The 18,953-nt window shown below is 53.1% G+C and carries 20 protein-coding genes and 1 riboswitch; of the genes, 15 read left to right on the top strand and 5 right to left on the bottom strand.

The window, feature by feature from the left end; genetic code table 11:
* Nucleotides 1-12: 12 nt before the first annotated feature.
* Together HUF18_RS11585 and upp are read right to left on the bottom strand one after the other, a co-directional pair.
* On the bottom strand, nucleotides 13-1,311 hold the full coding sequence (locus HUF18_RS11585) for a uracil-xanthine permease family protein (RefSeq protein ID WP_225692301.1): 1,299 nt from the start codon (nucleotides 1,309-1,311) through the stop codon (nucleotides 13-15).
* Between the two features lie 21 nt (nucleotides 1,312-1,332).
* On the bottom strand, nucleotides 1,333-1,959 hold the full coding sequence (upp, locus tag HUF18_RS11580; protein ID WP_145469598.1) for a uracil phosphoribosyltransferase: 627 nt from the start codon (nucleotides 1,957-1,959) through the stop codon (nucleotides 1,333-1,335).
* Nucleotides 1,960-2,083: 124 nt separating this feature from the next.
* Between upp and HUF18_RS11575 the strand changes: the two genes are divergently transcribed.
* The 14 genes from HUF18_RS11575 to HUF18_RS11510 all read left to right on the top strand — a co-directional run bounded on the left by HUF18_RS11575 (nucleotide 2,084) and on the right by HUF18_RS11510 (nucleotide 12,611).
* Nucleotides 2,084-2,362: a peptidylprolyl isomerase gene (locus tag HUF18_RS11575; protein ID WP_145469599.1), complete on the top strand. Its 279-nt coding sequence runs from the start codon at nucleotides 2,084-2,086 to the stop codon at nucleotides 2,360-2,362.
* A gap of 121 nt (nucleotides 2,363-2,483) precedes the next feature.
* Nucleotides 2,484-3,386, top strand: coding sequence for a 30S ribosomal protein S6--L-glutamate ligase (rimK, locus tag HUF18_RS11570; protein ID WP_145469600.1), 903 nt, complete (start codon nucleotides 2,484-2,486; stop codon nucleotides 3,384-3,386).
* Between the two features lie 38 nt (nucleotides 3,387-3,424).
* Nucleotides 3,425-4,450: a succinylglutamate desuccinylase/aspartoacylase family protein gene (locus HUF18_RS11565; RefSeq protein ID WP_145469601.1), complete on the top strand. Its 1,026-nt coding sequence runs from the start codon at nucleotides 3,425-3,427 to the stop codon at nucleotides 4,448-4,450.
* 117 nt (nucleotides 4,451-4,567) lie between these two features.
* Nucleotides 4,568-4,725, top strand: a riboswitch (FMN riboswitch).
* Between the two features lie 88 nt (nucleotides 4,726-4,813).
* Nucleotides 4,814-5,293 (top strand): 6,7-dimethyl-8-ribityllumazine synthase, encoded by a 480-nt coding sequence (locus tag HUF18_RS11560; protein WP_225692300.1) that lies wholly within the window; start codon nucleotides 4,814-4,816, stop codon nucleotides 5,291-5,293.
* A gap of 146 nt (nucleotides 5,294-5,439) precedes the next feature.
* Entirely contained in the window at nucleotides 5,440-5,838 is a 399-nt protein-coding gene (locus HUF18_RS11555) for a VOC family protein (protein WP_225692299.1), read from the top strand.
* Between the two features lie 11 nt (nucleotides 5,839-5,849).
* Nucleotides 5,850-6,260, top strand: coding sequence for a cupin domain-containing protein (locus tag HUF18_RS11550; protein ID WP_145469604.1), 411 nt, complete (start codon nucleotides 5,850-5,852; stop codon nucleotides 6,258-6,260).
* Between the two features lie 166 nt (nucleotides 6,261-6,426).
* Nucleotides 6,427-7,002 (top strand): lysophospholipid acyltransferase family protein, encoded by a 576-nt coding sequence (locus HUF18_RS11545; RefSeq protein WP_145469605.1) that lies wholly within the window; start codon nucleotides 6,427-6,429, stop codon nucleotides 7,000-7,002.
* A gap of 403 nt (nucleotides 7,003-7,405) precedes the next feature.
* Nucleotides 7,406-8,161 (top strand): hypothetical protein, encoded by a 756-nt coding sequence (locus tag HUF18_RS11540; protein ID WP_225692298.1) that lies wholly within the window; start codon nucleotides 7,406-7,408, stop codon nucleotides 8,159-8,161.
* Nucleotides 8,162-8,285: 124 nt separating this feature from the next.
* Nucleotides 8,286-8,921: a type B chloramphenicol O-acetyltransferase gene (gene catB, locus HUF18_RS11535; protein WP_225692297.1), complete on the top strand. Its 636-nt coding sequence runs from the start codon at nucleotides 8,286-8,288 to the stop codon at nucleotides 8,919-8,921.
* 97 nt (nucleotides 8,922-9,018) lie between these two features.
* The gene (locus HUF18_RS11530) at nucleotides 9,019-9,819 is read left to right on the top strand and encodes a TatD family hydrolase (protein ID WP_225692296.1); all 801 of its coding nucleotides are present in this window, start codon (nucleotides 9,019-9,021) and stop codon (nucleotides 9,817-9,819) included.
* The gene (locus HUF18_RS11525; RefSeq protein ID WP_225692295.1) at nucleotides 9,819-10,151 is read left to right on the top strand and encodes a hypothetical protein; all 333 of its coding nucleotides are present in this window, start codon (nucleotides 9,819-9,821) and stop codon (nucleotides 10,149-10,151) included. The genes HUF18_RS11530 and HUF18_RS11525 overlap by 1 nt, the downstream gene beginning before the upstream one ends.
* 146 nt (nucleotides 10,152-10,297) lie before the next feature.
* The gene (locus HUF18_RS11520) at nucleotides 10,298-10,897 is read left to right on the top strand and encodes a pentapeptide repeat-containing protein (protein ID WP_225692294.1); all 600 of its coding nucleotides are present in this window, start codon (nucleotides 10,298-10,300) and stop codon (nucleotides 10,895-10,897) included.
* A 394-nt stretch (nucleotides 10,898-11,291) separates the two neighbouring features.
* Nucleotides 11,292-11,618 (top strand): hypothetical protein, encoded by a 327-nt coding sequence (locus HUF18_RS11515; RefSeq protein WP_225692293.1) that lies wholly within the window; start codon nucleotides 11,292-11,294, stop codon nucleotides 11,616-11,618.
* Between the two features lie 546 nt (nucleotides 11,619-12,164).
* Nucleotides 12,165-12,611, top strand: a complete 447-nt coding sequence (locus HUF18_RS11510) for a hypothetical protein (protein ID WP_225692292.1) — start codon at nucleotides 12,165-12,167, stop codon at nucleotides 12,609-12,611.
* Between the two features lie 113 nt (nucleotides 12,612-12,724).
* Here HUF18_RS11510 and HUF18_RS11505 read toward each other — a convergent pair whose 3' ends face one another.
* The 3 genes from HUF18_RS11505 to HUF18_RS11495 form a co-directional block, all read right to left on the bottom strand.
* Entirely contained in the window at nucleotides 12,725-14,167 is a 1,443-nt protein-coding gene (locus HUF18_RS11505) for a DEAD/DEAH box helicase (protein ID WP_145469613.1), read from the bottom strand.
* 208 nt (nucleotides 14,168-14,375) lie between these two features.
* Entirely contained in the window at nucleotides 14,376-16,253 is a 1,878-nt protein-coding gene (locus HUF18_RS11500; RefSeq protein WP_225692291.1) for a transporter substrate-binding domain-containing protein, read from the bottom strand.
* 74 nt (nucleotides 16,254-16,327) lie between these two features.
* Nucleotides 16,328-18,157: a DUF3592 domain-containing protein gene (locus HUF18_RS11495; protein ID WP_225692290.1), complete on the bottom strand. Its 1,830-nt coding sequence runs from the start codon at nucleotides 18,155-18,157 to the stop codon at nucleotides 16,328-16,330.
* Nucleotides 18,158-18,406: 249 nt separating this feature from the next.
* Here HUF18_RS11495 and HUF18_RS11490 point away from each other — a divergent pair, with 249 nt between their 5' ends.
* On the top strand, nucleotides 18,407-18,943 hold the full coding sequence (locus tag HUF18_RS11490) for a hypothetical protein (protein ID WP_225692289.1): 537 nt from the start codon (nucleotides 18,407-18,409) through the stop codon (nucleotides 18,941-18,943).
* Nucleotides 18,944-18,953 lie beyond the last annotated feature (10 nt).

The raw sequence follows: 18,953 nt of genomic DNA, 5'->3' as shown, positions 1-18,953 counted from the left end.
AGAAACGACAACTTATTTACTGTGTTCCAGAATATCTTCCACAATTTCCTGCTCTTCATGCAGGTCTTCAGCGTCGGCTTTTTCATGCGGCAACAGCAGGTTCAGCACAATAGCCACCACACCACACAGGCTGACACCCTGCAGGTGGAACTCGGAAGAACCAATTGCCATACCACCAATACCGAATACCAGCGTGGTCGCCACAATCACCAGATTGCGCTGTGCACTCATATCGACTTTGGCTTTGATCAGAATGTTCATGCCCACGCCAGCAATAGAGCCGAACAGCAGGATCATAATACCGCCCATCACCGGCGTCGGAATGGTCTGCAGCAGCACACCAAACTTGGCAACAAAGGCCAGCACGATGGCAAACACCGCCGCCCAGGTCATCACTACCGGGTTAAAGGCTTTGGTCAGCATCACCGCACCGGTCACTTCGGAGTAAGTGGTGTTTGGCGGGCCGCCAAACAGAGACGCCGCAGAGGTCGCCAAACCATCACCCAGCAGAGTGCGGTGCAGACCTGGCTTCTGTACGTAGTTCTTACCGGTCACGCTGCCAATCGCCAGAACATCACCAACGTGTTCAATCGCCGGCGCAATGGCCACCGGAATCATGAACAGGATAGCCGCCAGCTGAAATTCCGGCGTCACAAACTGCGGTAACTTAACCCATGGGCTCGCATCCACAGCTGTCAGATCGACCATGCCGGTAAACGCCGCAATGGTATAACCCACCGCCACACCCGCCAGAATCGGCACCAGACGGAAAATACCTTTCGCCAGAGTAGCCACCAGCAAAGTAGTAATCAGGGCAGGCATCGAGACCCACATGGCATCGGCATAAGGGAAGAGTTCAGCAGACGCATCACCGGCTTTCCCCATCGCCATATTCACCGCAATAGGAGCTAAGCCCAGACCAATCACCATAATGATCGGACCGGTAACCACCGGTGGCAGTAAACGGTGCAGGAAACCCGGGCCACGCAACGCCACCAGAGCCGACAGCGCAACATAAACCATACCGGCGCAGAACAGCGCGCCCATGGTGGCCGCCATGCCCCAGGTTTTTACGCTGAACAGAATCGGCGCAATAAAAGCAAAAGATGAGGCCAGGAAAACCGGCACTGAACGTTTGGTGGTGAACTGAAAAATCAGCGTACCGATACCGGCGGTAAACAGCGCCACACTCGGATCGAGGCCGGTAATCAACGGCACCAGCACCAGTGCGCCGAAGGCCACAAACAGCATTTGCATGCCCGCCAGCACCATACGCCAGCCGCGATACAGATCTTCTGTATTGTCCCGCATAGAAACTCCCCTGATTTTTAATTATTTCGTGCCGAAGATCTTGTCACCGGCATCGCCCAGACCAGGAATAATGTATCCCTGCTCGTTCAGATGGCTGTCCACCGATGCGGTATAAATATCCACATCCGGGTGCGCATCCTGAACCTTTTTAATGCCTTCCGGTGCCGCTACCAGCACCAATGCACGGATGCTGGTACAACCGGCCTGCTTTAACAGGTCGATGGTTGCCACCATCGAACCGCCGGTCGCCAGCATCGGGTCAACAATCAGCGCCATACGCTGGTCGATATCACCGGCCAGTTTGTCGAAGTAGCTCACCGGTTCCAGAGTTTCTTCATCGCGGTACAGGCCGACAACGCTGATCTTGGCGCTTGGTACCAGCTCCAGCACGCCGTCCAGCATGCCCAGACCGGCACGCAGAATCGGTACTACGGTAATTTTTTTGCCGCGAATCCGCTCCGCTTCAACCGGACCACACCAGCCATCGAGGGTGTAGCTTTCCAGTTCCATATCTTTGGTTGCTTCGTAGGTCAGCAGGTTGCCGACTTCAGCCGCCAGTTGGCGGAAGGTGCGGGTGCTCATTGATTTGGATCGCATCAAACCAATTTTATGCTGCACCAGGGGGTGGCGGATCTCATGTACGCTCATGCATGCCTCATTCTGTCTTTCGGGTACAATAACGGGCGCAATTTTCGCACAGCACCTGATCCTGCGCGACGCAAAATTTAACCGAATGGTCAGATTGGCCTGATAGACTGAATCCGAGGTAAGTATGCCCCGCGCCTGTGCCCGCCATATTCTGGTAAAAACCAAAGAAGAAGCCGACAAACTGAAGCAGTTGCTCGATAAAGGAGCCGACTTCAGTAAACTGGCCAAACAACACTCCATTTGCCCGAGCAAGAAAAACGGCGGCAGCCTGGGGGAGTTCAACAAAGGCGATATGGTCAAAGCCTTTGACGATGTAGTGTTCAAAGGCCCGCTGTTAAAAGTACAGGGGCCGGTAAAAACCCGTTTTGGCTACCATCTGATCGAGACTATTTACCGTAACTGAGGCAGTGGCAATGCCCGCCTCTGCCTATGCCCTGTCTGTAACTATCTTTTTCTGCCTATGATGACATTTGCCATCCGTCAGCGCAGACTAAGCGCTTTATTTTCAGCTTCCGGAAGCCGCTATGCGTATCGCCATTCTTTCCCGTAATGCCAATCTTTATTCGACCCGTCGTCTGAAAGAAGCGGGGGAGCAACGCGGGCATGAGGTCGATATTATCGACACCCTGCACTGCTATATGGATATCACCAGTAACAAGCCGACGGTGCGTTACAAAGGTGACGCCCTGCCGCAGTACGATGCGGTGATTCCGCGTATCGGCGCCTCCGTTACCTTCTACGGTACGGCGGTGGTGCGCCAGTTTGAAATGATGGGCACCTACTCCATTAACGAATCGGTGGCCATCAGCCGCTCGCGCGATAAACTGCGCTCGCTGCAATTGCTGTCACGTAAAGGTATTGGCCTGCCGCGTACCGGTTTTGCCCATCGTCCGGATAACGTTGAAGACCTGATCAAAAACGTCGGTGGTGCGCCGCTGGTGATCAAACTGCTGGAAGGCACCCAGGGCATTGGCGTGGTACTGGCCGATACCAAAAAAGCCGCGGAAAGCATCATCGAAGCCTTTATGGGTCTGAACGCCAACATTCTGGTGCAGGAATTTATTAAAGAAGCCGGCGGTGCCGATATCCGCTGTTTAGTGGTCGGCGGCAAAGTTGTTGCGGCGATGAAACGTCAGGCGGCCGAAGGTGAATTCCGCTCCAACCTGCACCGTGGCGGCAGTGCCGAAATCGTACGTTTATCAGCGGCTGAACGCAAAACCGCCATCGACGCCGCCAAAGCCATGGGCCTGAATATGTGCGGTGTGGATATTCTGCGCTCCAACAATGGCCCGGTGGTGATGGAAGTAAACTCCTCTCCCGGCCTCGAAGGCATTGAAACCGCCACCGGTAAAGACGTTGCCGGCATGGTGTTCCAGTTTCTGGAAAAATCAGCCCGCACCAGCACCAAAACCCGCGGTCAGGGTTAATGCGCGGACTGAATTAATACATAACGATCAGGGAAAGCATGCCAAAGCGTAGTATTGAAATTGCCGGGATCAGCATCGCTCCCGGCGAAAGCCAGAAAATCGAATTACCGGTCGGGCGTTTATACACCGACAATTCCGTCTCCATGCCGGTCTTTGTTAAACGTGGTAAACGCCCCGGCCCCACTTTATTTATCAGTGCCGCCATTCACGGCGATGAACTGAATGGCATCGAGATCATTCAGCGTCTGATTAATTCTCGCAAACTCAACAGCCTGCGCGGTACGTTAATTGCGGTGCCGATCGTCAATGTTTATGGCGTGATCAACCACAGCCGTTATCTGCCCGACCGTCGCGATTTAAACCGCTCTTTTCCCGGTAGCAAAAAAGGCTCGCTGGCGGCGCGTATGGCGAACATGTTTCTCGAAGAAATCGTCAGTAAATGCGATTACGGCATCGACTTTCATACCGGCGCTATCCACCGCTCTAACCTGCCGCAGATCCGCGCCAACCTCGACGATGAAGAAACCGCCGCCATGGCCAGTGCCTTTGGTGTTCCGGTACTGCTGAACTCCAACCTGCGCGATGGCTCGCTGCGTGAAGCCGCCGCCGACCATGGCGTGCGTATTCTGCTGTACGAAGCCGGCGAAGCATTGCGTTACGACGAACTGTGCATCCGTGCCGGAGAACGCGGCACCATTAACGTTATGCGTCACCTCGGTATGCTGCCGCGCAGCAGGGCGAAAAAATCCCATGTGCTGGAGCCGGTCACGGCACGCACCAGCGCCTGGGAACGCGCTACCGACAGCGGCTTTGTGCAGCACCATAAAGAACTCGGTGACCGCGTACAGAAGCAGGAATTACTCGCCACCATCCGCGACCCGTACGGCACTGTGCTGGACGAAGTCCGCTCGCGTTATGAAGGCATTATTATCGGCAAAACCAATATCCCGCTGGTGCAGGAGGGTGAAGCCATGTACCACGTGGCCTACTTCCATCAGCCCGATGATGTGGTCGAAGGTATCGAACAGCTGCAGGATCTGCTGCCGGACGAAGCCCTGAGCTGATGCGCGCTCAGACAAATCAAAAGCCGCACGGGCGCAACAATGCGTTGCGCCCGCTGCCTTTGACTCTTCCCGCCAAACTCCCTATATTGCCGCCGCGGTCTCAGCCTGCTGAGAGCGCATCGTTCTCGGGGCGGGGTGAAATTCCCCACCGGCGGTAACAGCGTTTATTACGCTGAAGCCCGCGAGCGCTTGCCGGCGGTTTAACTGCCAGTAAGGTCAGCAGATCCGGTGTAACTCCGGAGCCGACGGTATAGTCCGGATAAGAGAGAGCGTGTCAGACAGCACAGAGGCCCGCCTCTGTCAGTGCTTTTGTCTGCCCGTTCGCCCTGATTCTAATCAGCATTTAAAGAAGAATCAGAGCCAATGAACACTTTTAATCCTCAGCAACAACGCATCGCCTTTATTCACGCGTCCTGGCACACCGACATCGTGCTCAAGTGTCTGGATGGTTTTAAAGACGAACTCGCCAGCCGTGGTTACGACATCAGCAATATTGATGTGATTGCCGCTCCCGGCGCCTACGAAATTCCCCTGCAGGCCAAACTGCTGGCCAAGAGCGGGCGCTACAGCGCCATTGCCGCCAGCGCTCTGGTGGTCGACGGTGGTATTTACCGCCACGACTTCGTTGCCGCCGCCGTGTGTAACGGCCTGATGCAGGTGCAACTGGAAACCGAAGTACCGGTGCTTACCGCCGTACTCACTCCGCACAACTTCCACGAGCACGACGAGCATAAAAACTACTATGCCCGCCATTTTGTGATTAAAGGGCAGGAACTGGCTAACGCCGCCGATCAGGCCATGCGTTTAACCGCCAGCGCCAAAGCTCTGGCCCAGGGCAATTAAACAGGCCCTAAGCAGCCTTACGCGGCAGTTCTGTATCTGCAGCTGCCGCTTTCAACACCTGCCCTCTGCTCGGCAACGGATTTTTTCTGGCGCAAAAATCTGCTAACAATAGCGTTCTCATCCATAACAAGAACAAGAGAAGCGCCATGAGCCGTCAGATTTTTGTGAATCTCTCCGTCAGCGACATCCAGCGTTCGCGCCAGTTTTTTACCGCACTGGGCTTCAGCATTAACGAGCAGTACAGCAATGAAGTGGCCATCTGCGTCGTCATTGCCGACAACATTTTCGCCATGCTGCTGAAGCCGGAATTCTATTCGCAGTTCACTTCCAAGAGTCTGTGCGATGCCCATACCAGCAGCGAAGTGTTGCTGTGCCTGAGCTGCAGCAGCCGCACCGAAGTCGATACCATCGGCCAGGCGGCCGAAGACAATGGCGGACGCATTTCCCGGCCCGGCCAGGATCAGGGACCGATGTACGGCCTGGCCTTTGAAGATCCGGATGGCCACACCTGGGAGCTGATGTATATGGAAGCACAAAACAGCTGAGGACAAACCTTATGGACATCCGCAAAGCACAGATTACCGATGAATTCGTTGTGCTGGATGGCCAGCAGCGTGCCAGCCGGGTCGCGGTTAATGAGGGCATGTACGCCGCCCTCGACCGCGATTTTAATCAGTTCCGCCAGTGCTCACTGGTTGCTCAGTATGAGTTTTCCGGTCCCTGGAACAGCTGGGAGATTCATCCGGCCGGTGATGAAACCGTGATACTGCTGAGCGGCAGTGCCACCTTCACCCTGCTGACCGGCGACGGTCAGCAGCAGGTAGCGCTGGCAACCGCCGGAGACTATGTACTGATTCCGCAAGGCATCTGGCATACCGCAACCACTTCTGAAGCCACCCGCCTGCTGTTTATCACCCCTGGCGAAAACACCCGTCACCATCAGGGCGCAGAACCACCTGCGCTCTGAACGGGTGACCTCGCCAGGTGAGAGGGGCCAGACAGGCTGATTTATCTCAGTGTCGGCCCTCAACAAATCCGCTATGATCTGCGCCTCACTGATCGGGGCCGGAGTCTCCGGACCTGCTGTCTTATCCGGCATTGTCCGTACGCCTGCCCTTTTACTAGGGCCTGTTATGCACCGTACCATGTTCGATACCCCCATTCTGAAAACCCTGCTGCGCTGGGGTTCCATTGCTTTTCTGAAGCTCGCCGGCTGGAAAAGCGTGGGCCATATCCCGCCGGATTTAAAAAAATGCGTGATGATCGCTGCGCCGCACACCAGCAACTGGGATCTGCCCTTTATGCTGATGATCGCTTTTGTCTTCCGCGTAAAAATTTACTGGATGGGTAAAGAGCAGATTTTCAAACCGCCATTCCGCGGCCTGATGATGTGGATGGGTGGCATTCCCGTTGACCGCTCCAAAGCCAACAACATGGTGCAGGCTTCGGTTGATGCTATTAACAGCAACGAGCAGCTGTTCCTGATCGTACCGCCGGAAGGTACGCGCGCCAAAGTAACCTACTGGAAAACCGGCTTTTATCATATTGCCCATAATGCCGGCGTGCCGGTGCTGATGGGATTTCTCGACTATCCGAACAAAACCGGCGGCATTGCCGGCGTGTTCCACACCACAGGCGACATCGACGCCGATATGCAGGCTATTCAGGCGGTCTACGCCCCCATGAGCGGGAAAAAAGCCGGACAGTAATTTACTGCCCAACGGCAAAGCGCAGCGCAACCGCCTGCGCTTTCTGGCATCCGTACTGCGGTTTTGACTACCGCCTGTCTTGCACCCTCTGTTTCTTTTTCTTGCGTTGCTATTTTCCCGGCTCATTTTCCCGGCTCATTTTTCTGAGCTCTTTTTCTAGGCTCTTCTGTCACATTCCGGATTGATGTCCGTCGTGTCCTGACAGGACAAAAACCAACACAGATCCTCACCCTGACCTGCTGAGCCCAGTATCCTGACAAAATTCGTCACACTTTCAGCTCAATGTGACAAAAATTGTCACATTGCGTAATGTTTTGCCGTTAATTCCCGTTAATATCTCTCTGCGGCCGTTGTCTGTGCCGACCATTTTCACACGCATACCTATAAACGCAGGAAGAACGCCATGACTGCCACACTGAATTCAGAGCTGTCGCCCGCGGCAGCGCAAAGCCAGAGCTACGCTCCGGCTTATCCACACGGTAAAATCGAACAACTCTTCTGGGATATTTTCTGGGTGCAGGGCAGCATCCGCGTTGGCCCGGGCATGAGCATGAACCGTAATATGGTGATCATCCGTAATCGCCACGAGCTGACCCTGATCAACCCGGTTCGGCTGAACGAGACGGAAGAACGCAAACTGGAAAAACTTGGCCGCGTAACCCATGTGTTCCGCCTCGGCGATTTTCATGGACTGGATGATCAGTACTACGTCGATAAATATCAGGCGCGTTTCTGGTGCCAGCCTGGCCAAAGCACCTACAAAACCCCACGCGCAAACGTGCATCTGAAAACCGGTCTGGCCATGCCTTTCCCGCACGCTGAGCTGTTTATCTTTGATAACGCTAAATACCCGGAAGCGGCTTTACTGCTGACCAAGCACAAATGCCTGCTGACCACCGATTCACTGCAATATCTGGATAACTGGAATTACACCAGCCTGTTCAGCCGTCTGGCATTGCGCGTTATGGGTTTTAAACCGGGGCTGAATATCGGCAAGCCGTGGCTGAAACGCGTAACACCGAAAGGCCAGACTCTGGAAGCAGATTTTAACCGCCTGATGAATCTGGATTTTGATCATCTGCTCGCCGCCCACGGCTCACCATTGATGAACAACGCCAAAGCCGCTATCGGCGAACAGCTGCGTCGTTTATTCAACTGACGGCGCCTCCGTGCCTGTCTTTTCAGGTCTGCTGCAATGGCAACAGACCTGAAACACACTAAACCGTGAGCCCCTCGCCAAAAGGTTTTATCATGCGGTCTGATGGCAGATCAGGTACAACCCCATGACCGGAAATTATTTCGACTCCCCCTTTGCCGGTAAACCCCTGAGCGAACAGATAACCAACCCCAATATTATTGTTGGCCGCCACAGTTATTATTCCGGTTATTACCATGGCCACAGTTTTGATGACTGCGCCCGCTACCTGGCACCCGACCGCGACGATGTTGATAAACTCATTATCGGTAATTATTGCTCTATTGGTTCCGGCGCCGTTTTTATGATGGCGGGTAATCAGGGGCACCGCAGCGACTGGATCAGCACCTTCCCCTTTTTCTACCAGCAGCACCCAGCCTTTGCTGCCAGTAAAGATGGCTTCAGCCGCGCTGGCGACACCTGCATCGGCCATGATGTATGGATCGGCTCAGAAGCCATGATTATGCCGGGCATTACCGTCGGCAACGGCGCCATTATTGCCAGCCGGGCGGTGGTTACCCGCGACGTTCCGGCCTATGCCGTTGTCGGCTCTAACCCGGCGCGGGTTATCCGCTCCCGTTTCAGTGACGAACATATTGCCCTGTTGCAGGAAATGGCCTGGTGGCACTGGCCGGATGAACAACTCAGCGCCTGTATGGAGCTGCTCTGTTCCGCAGACATTGCCGCGCTCTATCAACACTGGCAGCAACATATAAAACCCTGAATACGGACAAAAACGGGCCGCTGCAGAAATCAGCGCTTAAGCGCGTTATAATTCTGCGCCGCCCTGTCTGCTACCGCTGAGATCAGAAAGAACCATTATGAGTAAAAAGCGTCGTGATATTCCGGCCTATGGCCTGCCCATTATCGAAACCCACTTTCACCTCGATTATCTGAAAGAAGGCAGTGCCGACGATATTCTCAGTGCCGCCCGCGCCATTGGCGTGGAACGCTTTATGACCATCAGTGTTGAGCCGGACAATATGCCCAAGGCACTGGCGCTGGCCGAAGCTCACGCTGACCTGTACGCCACACTGGGTGTACACCCGCACGAAGCCGCGCTGTTTGATGACGCCGCCGAAGGCTATATCCGCACCCATGCCATCCACGAAAAAGTGGTCGCCGTCGGCGAAATTGGTCTCGATTATTATTACGACCACTGTGACCGTACTGTGCAACGTCAGGTATTTTCCCGCCAGCTGCAACTGGCGGTGGAATGCGGATTACCCGTTGTTATTCATACCCGCGAAGCCGACGAAGACACCATGGCCATTCTGCGTAAATACGCCCCGCAGATGAAACGCAAAGGTGTGGTGCACAGCTTTACCTCCGGCATGGAACTGGCACAGCTGGCCGTAGAACTGGGCTTTTGCCTCGGCATTAACGGCATTGTTACCTTTAATAAAGCCGACAATGTACGCGCAGTGGTTGCCGCCACACCACTGAGCAATTTATTGCTGGAAACCGACGCACCTTTCCTCACGCCGATTCCGTTCCGCGGAATGGAAAATGCTCCGAAATATCTGCCTTTTATTGCCGAAAAAATTGCCGGCGTAAAAGGCCTGAGTGTTGAAGAGGTGTTAGCTCAGACTTACCAGAATTCCCTGCGCGAGTTCTTTTAATGTTCAGCTGCCTGCCCGATTGCCAGCTCAGTGAACTCGGTGCCAGCGACTGGCTCTGGTTGCTGGCCTTCGGGGTCTTTGTTTATGCCAGCTCACGACTGTGGGCGCGCTGGACTTTTAGCTACAATAAATACCCTTTCACCAACCTGCGCTGGCATGCACCACGCTTTATTTATATTGCCTTTATTACCGCAATGCTGACCGTCGTGCCGGTATACACCTTTTTAGGTGAAGACGCAGGTTACTGGTATTCACGTATTCTGTATTTTCCGACCACCTTTATTGCCTACGTTGCCTGGCTGCTGGTTGAACTGAATGATCCCCGTCAATGACAGGACTTGCTCTGATATTCACGGCGGTAACAAGCACAAAATGCAGAATAACCGTTACCCTGGCTGCAACAGGGTATTCATAACCGCAACAGTGCAGACGCTCTGCTTCTGCTTTACCATCTTAAGAAATTGCAGCGGAGAGTGCCGTGATCAGCCTGACCAGCGCCAGCCAGTATTTTGAAGAACACTTCACTAAACTCGATATCACCGACAACCAGATCGACAATACCGAGTTTGAAGAATGTGAATTCAGCGACTGCGACTTATCGCACAGCGTATTTAAAGGCTGTAAGTTTATTAACTGCCGCTTTACCCGCTGCAATCTGAGCCTGATTAAAATTCCGCAAAGCCGTTTTGCCGAAACAACCTTCCGCGAGTGCAAAATGGTTGGTATCGACTGGACCCGTGCCCAATGGTCCAACTACCAGTTTCACCCTGAACTGAAGTTTTACCAGTGCATACTGAACGACTCCTCCTTCCTCGGACTGAACCTGCATGAAGTGGTTATGGAAGAGTGCAAAGCACACGATGTTGACCTGCGCGAAACCCAGCTGAACAACGCCCACCTCACCTACTGCGACTTTACCCACAGCCTGTTTGGCCGCACCAATTTAAGCGGTGCAGACCTGAGTGAATCGGTTAATTTTAATATCGATGTGCTGGATAATAATCTGAGCAATGCGACCTTCAGTCGCTATGAGGCGTTAAATCTGCTGGAGAGTCTGGGTATTAATCTGGTGGATTAATGTTTTGGCGGCTTGTGTGAAGGTGTGCGGTCATCAGCGACTCAGACATTGCCGCTGCGCGGAGTGATTTCTGTAATCTATTCTATGCCAATGCTCGGCTCCGTTGAGTAGCACTTGAACCAACCTAAGCGCCAGACAGAGCACTCCCTGTCGTCTGTTGCCACTTGTACCCATCTCTATCAATTATTGAACCAAAGCCTGAACTTCAGTACTCTCGAACCACAGCAGGGATGCCGCTATATCGTTAATACAACGCAGTCAGAACGACCGAGAACAACCGCCCCCCGCTAACAATCCCGAATGATAAAGCCACGCCATTCCTGTCTGCGTATATAAGGATGGGCGGCAGCGTGTCTGGTGTAAGCAAGCATGAAAGAAATCAGAGGACTATGATATGTTATTCATTTTAATCGGATCTTTTCTTCATATTGCCGGATTACTCTCAATTAATTTTGAGGGCCTTACTCAGTCACTAAAAGAGCAGGATCAGGCGCAGTGGACGAAACTGGGATCTCCGGAGGGATCGTCATTTATTGATCTTGGAAAAACACTGGGAATGTTCAGCTGGGTACTGAATCAGGGCTATGAAAGTTCTGAAAGCCCGGAAGTAAAAGAGCGTGGAAGGTCTGACTTCAAAAAAGCCATCATTGCCAGGCGCTTATTATTGTCCGGATCCGCTCTTCTGATCATTGGATTTTTCGCTGCTCTCACTGGTGTATAAAAGTTACCAACCATGGTCCTCCAGGACCTCTTATCATCAGAGATTAAAGACCAGAGAGCGTATTTAAACGCTCTGCAGCGAACAGCATACGAAAAGGCAATAAACCTTGACCATATCCGGAAAGCAGAAAGCAACAGCAGGAATATTAGCCGTAGCGATAACTGTGCTCCTCACTTATCCCTTACTCGCAGCCTGGCTCAGACTTGAGATAAATAACCGCTGGATAAGCCGGACATATGAAAACACTGCACAGCCAATTATTGATTTCATGCCAGACAATGGAATCTATAAGTATTACTTCACCAGATATTTAGTGTGGTTATGTCAGCAATATCCTGAAAATTGCACCCTTTCTGCGGAGCCTGCCTCTGAGTAACTGAGAATCTGCGTCTCAATCAGGAACTAACTGCCCGACTACAGCAACCTCTGCCGTAAAAGACCTGAATTCAGATCACCTAATGCGCGACCTTCTGAGCCCCGGTTCATAGCAATAAAGACAGAGCTACCCCTTCACGACTTATCTCACTTAAAATAAAAGGTATAACAATGAAGATCCATTTTTTATCCAGCGACTGGCTTGGTCTTGCTGCCGGGACTGTTGCAGGCCTGATTCAGGGAATCATGATATTCAGCAGCAACATTATCCTTCACACAGAGCATATGCCAGTTCTTCCTGGGGTATTCTTCGGTCTGTTCGCTCCGGCGATACTGGCTCTTTTCAGTAAGATTATTCCGCTGCCAGCACCTGCGACCAACCAAAAAATCGGCAGGTATATCAATATGATTTTTTTCATGATTACATTCGGAATCTTTACCGGAATTTCCGGGTTCGGCTATTACCTGTTCGTAAACGGAGACAGCAGCGCCATTCCTATTCTGTCATTTTTTGGCTCCGCCGGTATCGGATTTATTTTTGCCTATCTGATCAATCCGGAGTTAGCATTCAGACCTGCAAGCAATTCGCAAACAGACAGCAATAGCACTGATCGCTAAGCAGGAATAGGTAATAAGGTTCTTACTTTATTATCAGCATAAAAAAACGGGCCTCAGATGAGGCCCGTTTTTGTTTTAGGCGGCGTTAACAGCAGCCGCTATTGGCGCAGGTTTTATCCCTGTGCCGGGCGGCGTGGACGACGCGGTGCGCTGCCTGCCGGGCGGCTGTTACCGCCATTGTTATTACCGCTGCTGCCGGATGAACGGCGCTGTTCACCCTGCTTTTGCTCACCCTGTTTCTGAGCTGAGCCAGAACGACCTGAACCGGAACGGCCAGCATTACCGCCGTTACCATTTGAACGACCGCTACCGGCCGGACGCGGAGCGCGCGGCTCGCGGTCGAAGGTATCTTTAAAGCCTTTAGGTTGCTTGGCTTTTTTCGGTTTACGCGGCGATTTAGGACGCGACACCGGCAGCGGGGTATTAGGCTCAAAACCTTCCTGCACACGGCGTTCAATACTTTTGCCGATTAAGCCTTCAATGCCTTCGAGGTCTTCCAGTTCTTCGGCACAAACCAGGGCAATGGCTTCACCACTGGCACCGGCACGTCCGGTACGGCCAATACGGTGTACGTAATCGGCGGCAACGTTAGGCAACTCGAAGTTGATTACGTGCGGTAATTGTTCGATATCCAGACCACGGGCGGCAATGTCGGTCGCCACTAATACGGCAATATCGCCGCTTTTAAATTCGGCCAGCGCACGGGTACGGGCACCCTGACTTTTATTACCGTGAATTGCAGCGGCGGTAATACCACGATCCTGCAGGTGCGTGGTTAAACGGTTAGCGCCGTGTTTGGTGCGGGTAAATACCAGTACCTGTTTCCAGCCGTGTTGTTTCAGCAGGTGGCTGAGCACTTCCGGTTTGCGTTTTTTATCGACCGGAATCAGCCACTGTTCAACGGTGTGGGCGGTGCTGTTACGCGGGCTGACGTCAATTTCTACTGGATCGTTTACCAGGCCTTTGGCAAGGGTACGGATCTCGTTAGAGAAAGTAGCCGAGAACATCAGGTTCTGGCGGTTTTTCGGCAGCAGTGCGAGGATTTTTTTGATGTCGTGAATAAAGCCCATATCGAGCATACGGTCGGCTTCGTCCAGCACCAGAAATTCCACTTCGTCAAAACGAATGGCTTTCTGCTGGTACAGGTCGAGCAAACGACCCGGACAGGCCACCAGTACGTCCACCCCACGGCGCAGGGCAATCATTTGCGGATTAATGCTGACCCCACCGAATACAACGGCGGAGCGGATATTCAGGTATTTGCTGTAATCAGCAACGTTTTCACCTACCTGAGCAGCCAGCTCACGGGTGGGTGTTAATACCAGCGCGCGGCAGCGATTGGCGCTGGCGCGTTCACCCTGCTGCAGTTTGTGCAGCATTGGCAGGGTAAAACCGGCGGTTTTACCGGTGCCGGTCTGGGCGGCGGCCATTACATCGCGGCCAGCCAGTACGGCGGGAATGGCCTGGGCCTGTACCGGAGATGGCGTGGTGTAACCCTGATCAGCAACGGCTTTCAGGATGGCATCGGCTAAGCCGAGTTCGGAAAATTGGGTCATGAGTGCGTGATCTGCTCTGAGAGCTGACATTGCAAGGAGAAATGGCGCGGTGTCAGCAGCCGCGTCCATCCGGGCAGTCGCCCGGCAAGGCAGGTCAACAGGTGTTCACCCGGCCTTTGAGAGGGGGCGGACTGTACTGGAATTAACAGGGTGAGTCCAGAAAAGCCCGGTATGGAAATGTAGCGCTGCGTAATAACGGCTGCCGGTCTTACCCGTGGTTGTCAGAGCCAAAATGGCGTAACGGCCGCAGTACTAAAAGCAGCAGAACCGGTGGTATCAGCAGCAGCCAGACGGCAGCAATAATCAGCACCGACCACCATACTTCGCGGCTGCTGCCGGCAAACAAACGCTGTGCAGATATAACAAAGGCAAAATGCTCACGCGTGCTTTGTTTATGCTCAAAAGAGGAGGCGAAAATATAGTACTCAGCGCCGTTAATCGTGGTTTTTTCCAGACGATTCTGCAACGCATTATGGCGGGTCATACTGAGAAGCTGGGGATAAGGCACTACTGCGGGTACAGCGTTGCGGCTGACGTCTTCTCCGGCCAGCCATTTATCCTGTAAAAATTGCCAGGTTTGTGGACGGATAGCGGCCAGCACCTGATCCAGTATCGCCGCTAACGGGTGCAGATCTTCCTGCAGCAGCAATTTAAGCCCCTGAGGCAATAGCTCCAATCCGGCAATCTGTTGGCTGAAACGCAGTCCGTTTATAAAATACTGCTCGGCGGTTTTACGCAGAATAAGTTCCATATCCAGCGCCGCATCTGCCCTGCCCTGTTTTACCGCTTCCAGTGCTTCCCGCGTATTGGCAATATCCAGCAAAGTGATCTGTGGGTAATTATTGCGGATAGCATTAATGACGCTCCAGCCGGCAGGAATAGCCAGTATTTTACCGTTCAGTTGCTGCAAATCATTAATTTCAGCGTCTTCCGGCCGTTGCACTACGGCGTAGGGCAACTGCAGAAATGATTGGGTCATTACGCCGGGTAATTGCTGACGACTTAATACCGGTTGCAGAATTTCCAGCTCTTTACGACGGAATAATTCCATTAATTCCGGCCAGGCATAGCCATTTACAAATTCGATATTCAGGCCGGTCATTTGCGCAATTAAGCGTAATAAATCAATGCTGTAACCACGCGGCTCGGCTGATACGGCAAAATCAATCGGCGGCCAGTCGGTTTCATTGGAAATACGCAAAAGCCCCAGGCTGTCGATATAGCGGGTCTGTGCTTCGCTGAGCGTAAAGGGGTCAGCGGGAGGCAGGCGATCTTCATTCCAGCGTTCGGCATTACTGGCAATAATTTCGCCACTCTGCTGGTAGAGATATATTTCACCATCCAGACTCAATGGCTGGCTGCGCAAGTGGGCGGCAAGGGTAGAAAAGGCAATATCTACCGCCAGTACAGCCTGCCCGCCAGCAATGCGTGTGCTGTAACTCTGTCCCGGCGCCTGCAGATGCTGAAATAAATATGGCTGGGTTTTATTCACACTGCCGCTTTGGGCGCTGGTATACCAAAGACGCTGGCTGGCGTTGTAGTCACTGGCTTCATCGCGGGCAAACGTTTGCTGCATATGCAGGTCGTAAAATTCGAAGCGGCGACGACGCTGATCTCCTTTCCCTGTAACCGTAATGACTACCCAGCGGTCGCTGGGCGCGGCTTTCAGCTGACGGCGTACAGCATCGCTGCTGTTAAGGTTTACCAGTTCGTAGACATCACCATTCTCAAACCCGATATAAATGGCGTACAGCACCGGATTATTACGCATTACTTCGGCAAATAACTGCGGAGTTGCGCGGTTAACCCATTGTCCTTCTACTAATTGTGGATATTGTGCCAGTGCCCGGGTGGTCTGCAGCGCATTGTTATCGAGGTTTCTGAGGTAGTCGCGGGTCGCACTGACGGTTTGCTGATAACGCGCCATGGCAGAATCCAGCACCATGGCACGGCTGAAATAGTAATGCAGACTCAGGGCAACCGCGGCGGTGATCAGCGTAACCAACACCATCGCGACAATCAGGCGGAACTGCAGAGCCGCTGCCGACAGCGGATAAGGGTTGTCCGTTTTATCCTGCCAGTGCATCTGCGTCTCCCTGCCCGTGCCCCGGGTGTCTGTTTATCTGTTATTCAGCATAAACCAATCGTATATTTCTGCCTTCAGATCAGCTCACTATCCAGTTCACGGGTCAGCACTGCCCTGACTTTCTCTTTTAATGCTTCGGCGGCTTCACGTCCTTCAATGCCTTCGGCCAGTTTGATTTTTTTACCGCCGGCTTCAACCTGCAGAGAAAAATACTCGGTGCTGATACCGTTCTGATTGCTGGACGACATCCCCATATCCAGAGTCAGCGGGCTGGCGGCATTAATCTCAGCACTGCGCTGATATAAGGCGATACCGAATAAACGCCGCACCACACGCACTCTGCCCGGCTCAACATCGGCTTCCAGGCCACGCCCCAACCAGAATACACCCAGCCAGGTGACCAGCAGGCCGACCAGCAAAAATACCGGCGCCATCAGCCACAGCATCAGTTCACCCTGTGCCGCCATAAAGAACAGAAAGACGCCGACACAATCAAATATCAGGCCGAATACCAAAAGCCCAAGCGCCATACCGGTATGCCGTCCGGCAGCACTCTCCAGATGCAGGCCACTGCCTGCGGCTGTCATAGCAATCTGCGCAGCGGCGCTGGTGTGCGCGTCTTCCCGCTGCTGTTGATTCCAGGCTTCCTGCTCTTCTGCCGGCATCTGAAATGATGATGTCTGCTGACCTTTTTCTACCGGAATGCTCCAGCTGCGTTCGAACTCAACCTGCAGACGATTGCTGTCGCGCATCGCCCGGCTGTTATCCACCCGCGGATTACGTGCCGCTGCAACCGGCACACTGACAATACCGTCACAATGAAGATTCCATTGAATACGCCCCCGGTAACCAGACGGTGAGCCACTGCCCGGTAAATCAGCCGGCACATCAAACAGGGCATGCACATTACAGCCACTGTTATTCGGCTCACAGTGCGCACGGCCTTTGCTCTGCCATATAACATCGTGATGGGTCTTACTCTCTTTGCCGCTACCGGTGCTGTAGATATGCACACAGGTTAACCGCACCTGTGGTGACGTAACCCACTCACCGCTGGCCAGATGAAAATATCCACCCACCTGTCCGCCGGCATTTCCGGGTAAAGGATCAGGATAAAAAAGAGTCTGACCAATCTGCAGATAGCGCTTACGCATACGCAGCGCGGCATAAATTGCACCGCTTCCAACCAGCGGGAAAATCAGCCCAAGCAAAACCTCCGGCTCACCATCCTGCAGGGCATCAACAATAATGAACAACAGTGGCGCAGATATCAGGACAAACAGACAGCCAATAAACAGCAGAATTTTATAACTGCCTCGCTGGTCACTGGGAATTCCTTCACGCGCACGATCTGCCTGATCGCTGACATTGCTGCTGCGGCCGCCCATAAACATAACGGCGCCGCCCACTGCCATAAATACCGCACCGAAAATGCCACCAAACACCATCAGCCCCATACGCAGGGTTCGGTCGAGATAGGCCTCCTGCGGGTCGGCAGGATTAACATAGGCATGCACCTGATTACGCTGCTGCTCCGATTTAAGACGCGAATAAAGCACCTGCCAGAAATCGCCGATATTGTCAGAGCCACCGGTTAAGGCCACGCTGTCGCTGTAATAGGTGCGGCCATTAAACTGGTATTGATAGTGTGCTTCTACACTCCAGGTCACGCTGTCATCACCGTGATGTGTACGCAAATCCAGGCTGGTAATAGTGGCCGGTACGCGGGCCCAGTCTTCTGTTTCGTAATAACGCAGCAGATTACTGCCCACAGTAAAAGCGGCAACGGCAAAGCCTGCTGCAAAAAAAATAAAACCAAACAGCATCATACCGACGCTTTTTCCGGATTTACTTTTCTCGGTGGATTCTCCGCCTTTACTGCGGATGTTCGATGAAGCCGGCATAGGTATTCCCTGACTCTATAATTAAATGCCCGGTATGATGAGACAGTCAGCAACAAGCTGCAACGCAGAATCTGATTTTCTTATCATCAGTGCGAGCCAGATCACAGCCTGAAAGAAAAGCCCCCGGGAATCCTTCATGCAGCGCCGCACCGGGTAAAGCGCTACCGATAACAGAGCATAACCCCGCAGTTTTACAACGCGCAGAACTGTGGCAGGCTGGACAACAGATAACACACAAGGAACTGTACTATGAATGCCGTACGCCGCTGGCTGGCTCACCCGCTGATTGTTATTGCAATGGCGGTTATTTATATCGTTTCCCAAAGTATGATTGCCCATACTCTGCAACAGGGTGGTGCCGAGGCCTTGCTGTTCCGTTTTCAGTTCTGCTATCAGGCAGATGCATTTACCGCGCTGCTGCACAGCATCAGCGATGCTCAGTTAAATGCCCTGCAGCAACACTTCGCCTATGACCATATGCACCCGCTATGGTACGGATTGCTGGCATTATCCCTGACCAGCTGGCTGTTTGATCTGAATGCATTATCCGCGCGCTGGAATCTGCTGCTGTGGCCTGCCGTGCTGATGTCGGTTCTGGATGTTATTGAAAACAGCATTCATGAACCCTGGTTTAACCTGCTCAGTACCCCCAGCGATCCCTGGGTAATGATTGCCGGTTTCAGCGCCACCTTAAAATGGACACTCGCCGCACTGTATCTGAGCGGTGCGCTGACATTGACTATCCGCTATGTCAGCCTGCGCAAAACCCGGCAGCCGCACGCCTGAACCGCACCCG

This window comes from Thalassolituus sp. ST750PaO-4, from assembly GCF_020320405.1.
Classification (GTDB): Bacteria; Pseudomonadota; Gammaproteobacteria; order Pseudomonadales; family Oceanobacteraceae; genus Venatoribacter; species Venatoribacter alkanivorans.
This window is presented reverse-complemented; position numbering and strand designations above follow the sequence as displayed.

Excerpts from the sequence above, each read along its gene's own strand:
- HUF18_RS11585 (WP_225692301.1), bottom strand. The coding sequence starts at position 1,311 with ATGCGGGACAATACAGAAGATCTGTATCGCGGCTGGCGTATGGTGCTG.
- upp (WP_145469598.1), bottom strand. The coding sequence starts at position 1,959 with ATGAGCGTACATGAGATCCGCCACCCCCTGGTGCAGCATAAAATTGGT.
- HUF18_RS11575 (WP_145469599.1), top strand. The coding sequence starts at position 2,084 with ATGCCCCGCGCCTGTGCCCGCCATATTCTGGTAAAAACCAAAGAAGAA.
- rimK (WP_145469600.1), top strand. The coding sequence starts at position 2,484 with ATGCGTATCGCCATTCTTTCCCGTAATGCCAATCTTTATTCGACCCGT.
- HUF18_RS11565 (WP_145469601.1), top strand. The coding sequence starts at position 3,425 with ATGCCAAAGCGTAGTATTGAAATTGCCGGGATCAGCATCGCTCCCGGC.
- HUF18_RS11560 (WP_225692300.1), top strand. The coding sequence starts at position 4,814 with ATGAACACTTTTAATCCTCAGCAACAACGCATCGCCTTTATTCACGCG.
- HUF18_RS11555 (WP_225692299.1), top strand. The coding sequence starts at position 5,440 with ATGAGCCGTCAGATTTTTGTGAATCTCTCCGTCAGCGACATCCAGCGT.
- HUF18_RS11550 (WP_145469604.1), top strand. The coding sequence starts at position 5,850 with ATGGACATCCGCAAAGCACAGATTACCGATGAATTCGTTGTGCTGGAT.
- HUF18_RS11545 (WP_145469605.1), top strand. The coding sequence starts at position 6,427 with ATGCACCGTACCATGTTCGATACCCCCATTCTGAAAACCCTGCTGCGC.
- HUF18_RS11540 (WP_225692298.1), top strand. The coding sequence starts at position 7,406 with ATGACTGCCACACTGAATTCAGAGCTGTCGCCCGCGGCAGCGCAAAGC.
- catB (WP_225692297.1), top strand. The coding sequence starts at position 8,286 with ATGACCGGAAATTATTTCGACTCCCCCTTTGCCGGTAAACCCCTGAGC.
- HUF18_RS11530 (WP_225692296.1), top strand. The coding sequence starts at position 9,019 with ATGAGTAAAAAGCGTCGTGATATTCCGGCCTATGGCCTGCCCATTATC.
- HUF18_RS11525 (WP_225692295.1), top strand. The coding sequence starts at position 9,819 with ATGTTCAGCTGCCTGCCCGATTGCCAGCTCAGTGAACTCGGTGCCAGC.
- HUF18_RS11515 (WP_225692293.1), top strand. The coding sequence starts at position 11,292 with ATGTTATTCATTTTAATCGGATCTTTTCTTCATATTGCCGGATTACTC.
- HUF18_RS11510 (WP_225692292.1), top strand. The coding sequence starts at position 12,165 with ATGAAGATCCATTTTTTATCCAGCGACTGGCTTGGTCTTGCTGCCGGG.
- HUF18_RS11505 (WP_145469613.1), bottom strand. The coding sequence starts at position 14,167 with ATGACCCAATTTTCCGAACTCGGCTTAGCCGATGCCATCCTGAAAGCC.
- HUF18_RS11500 (WP_225692291.1), bottom strand. The coding sequence starts at position 16,253 with ATGCACTGGCAGGATAAAACGGACAACCCTTATCCGCTGTCGGCAGCG.
- HUF18_RS11495 (WP_225692290.1), bottom strand. The coding sequence starts at position 18,157 with ATGCCGGCTTCATCGAACATCCGCAGTAAAGGCGGAGAATCCACCGAG.
- HUF18_RS11490 (WP_225692289.1), top strand. The coding sequence starts at position 18,407 with ATGAATGCCGTACGCCGCTGGCTGGCTCACCCGCTGATTGTTATTGCA.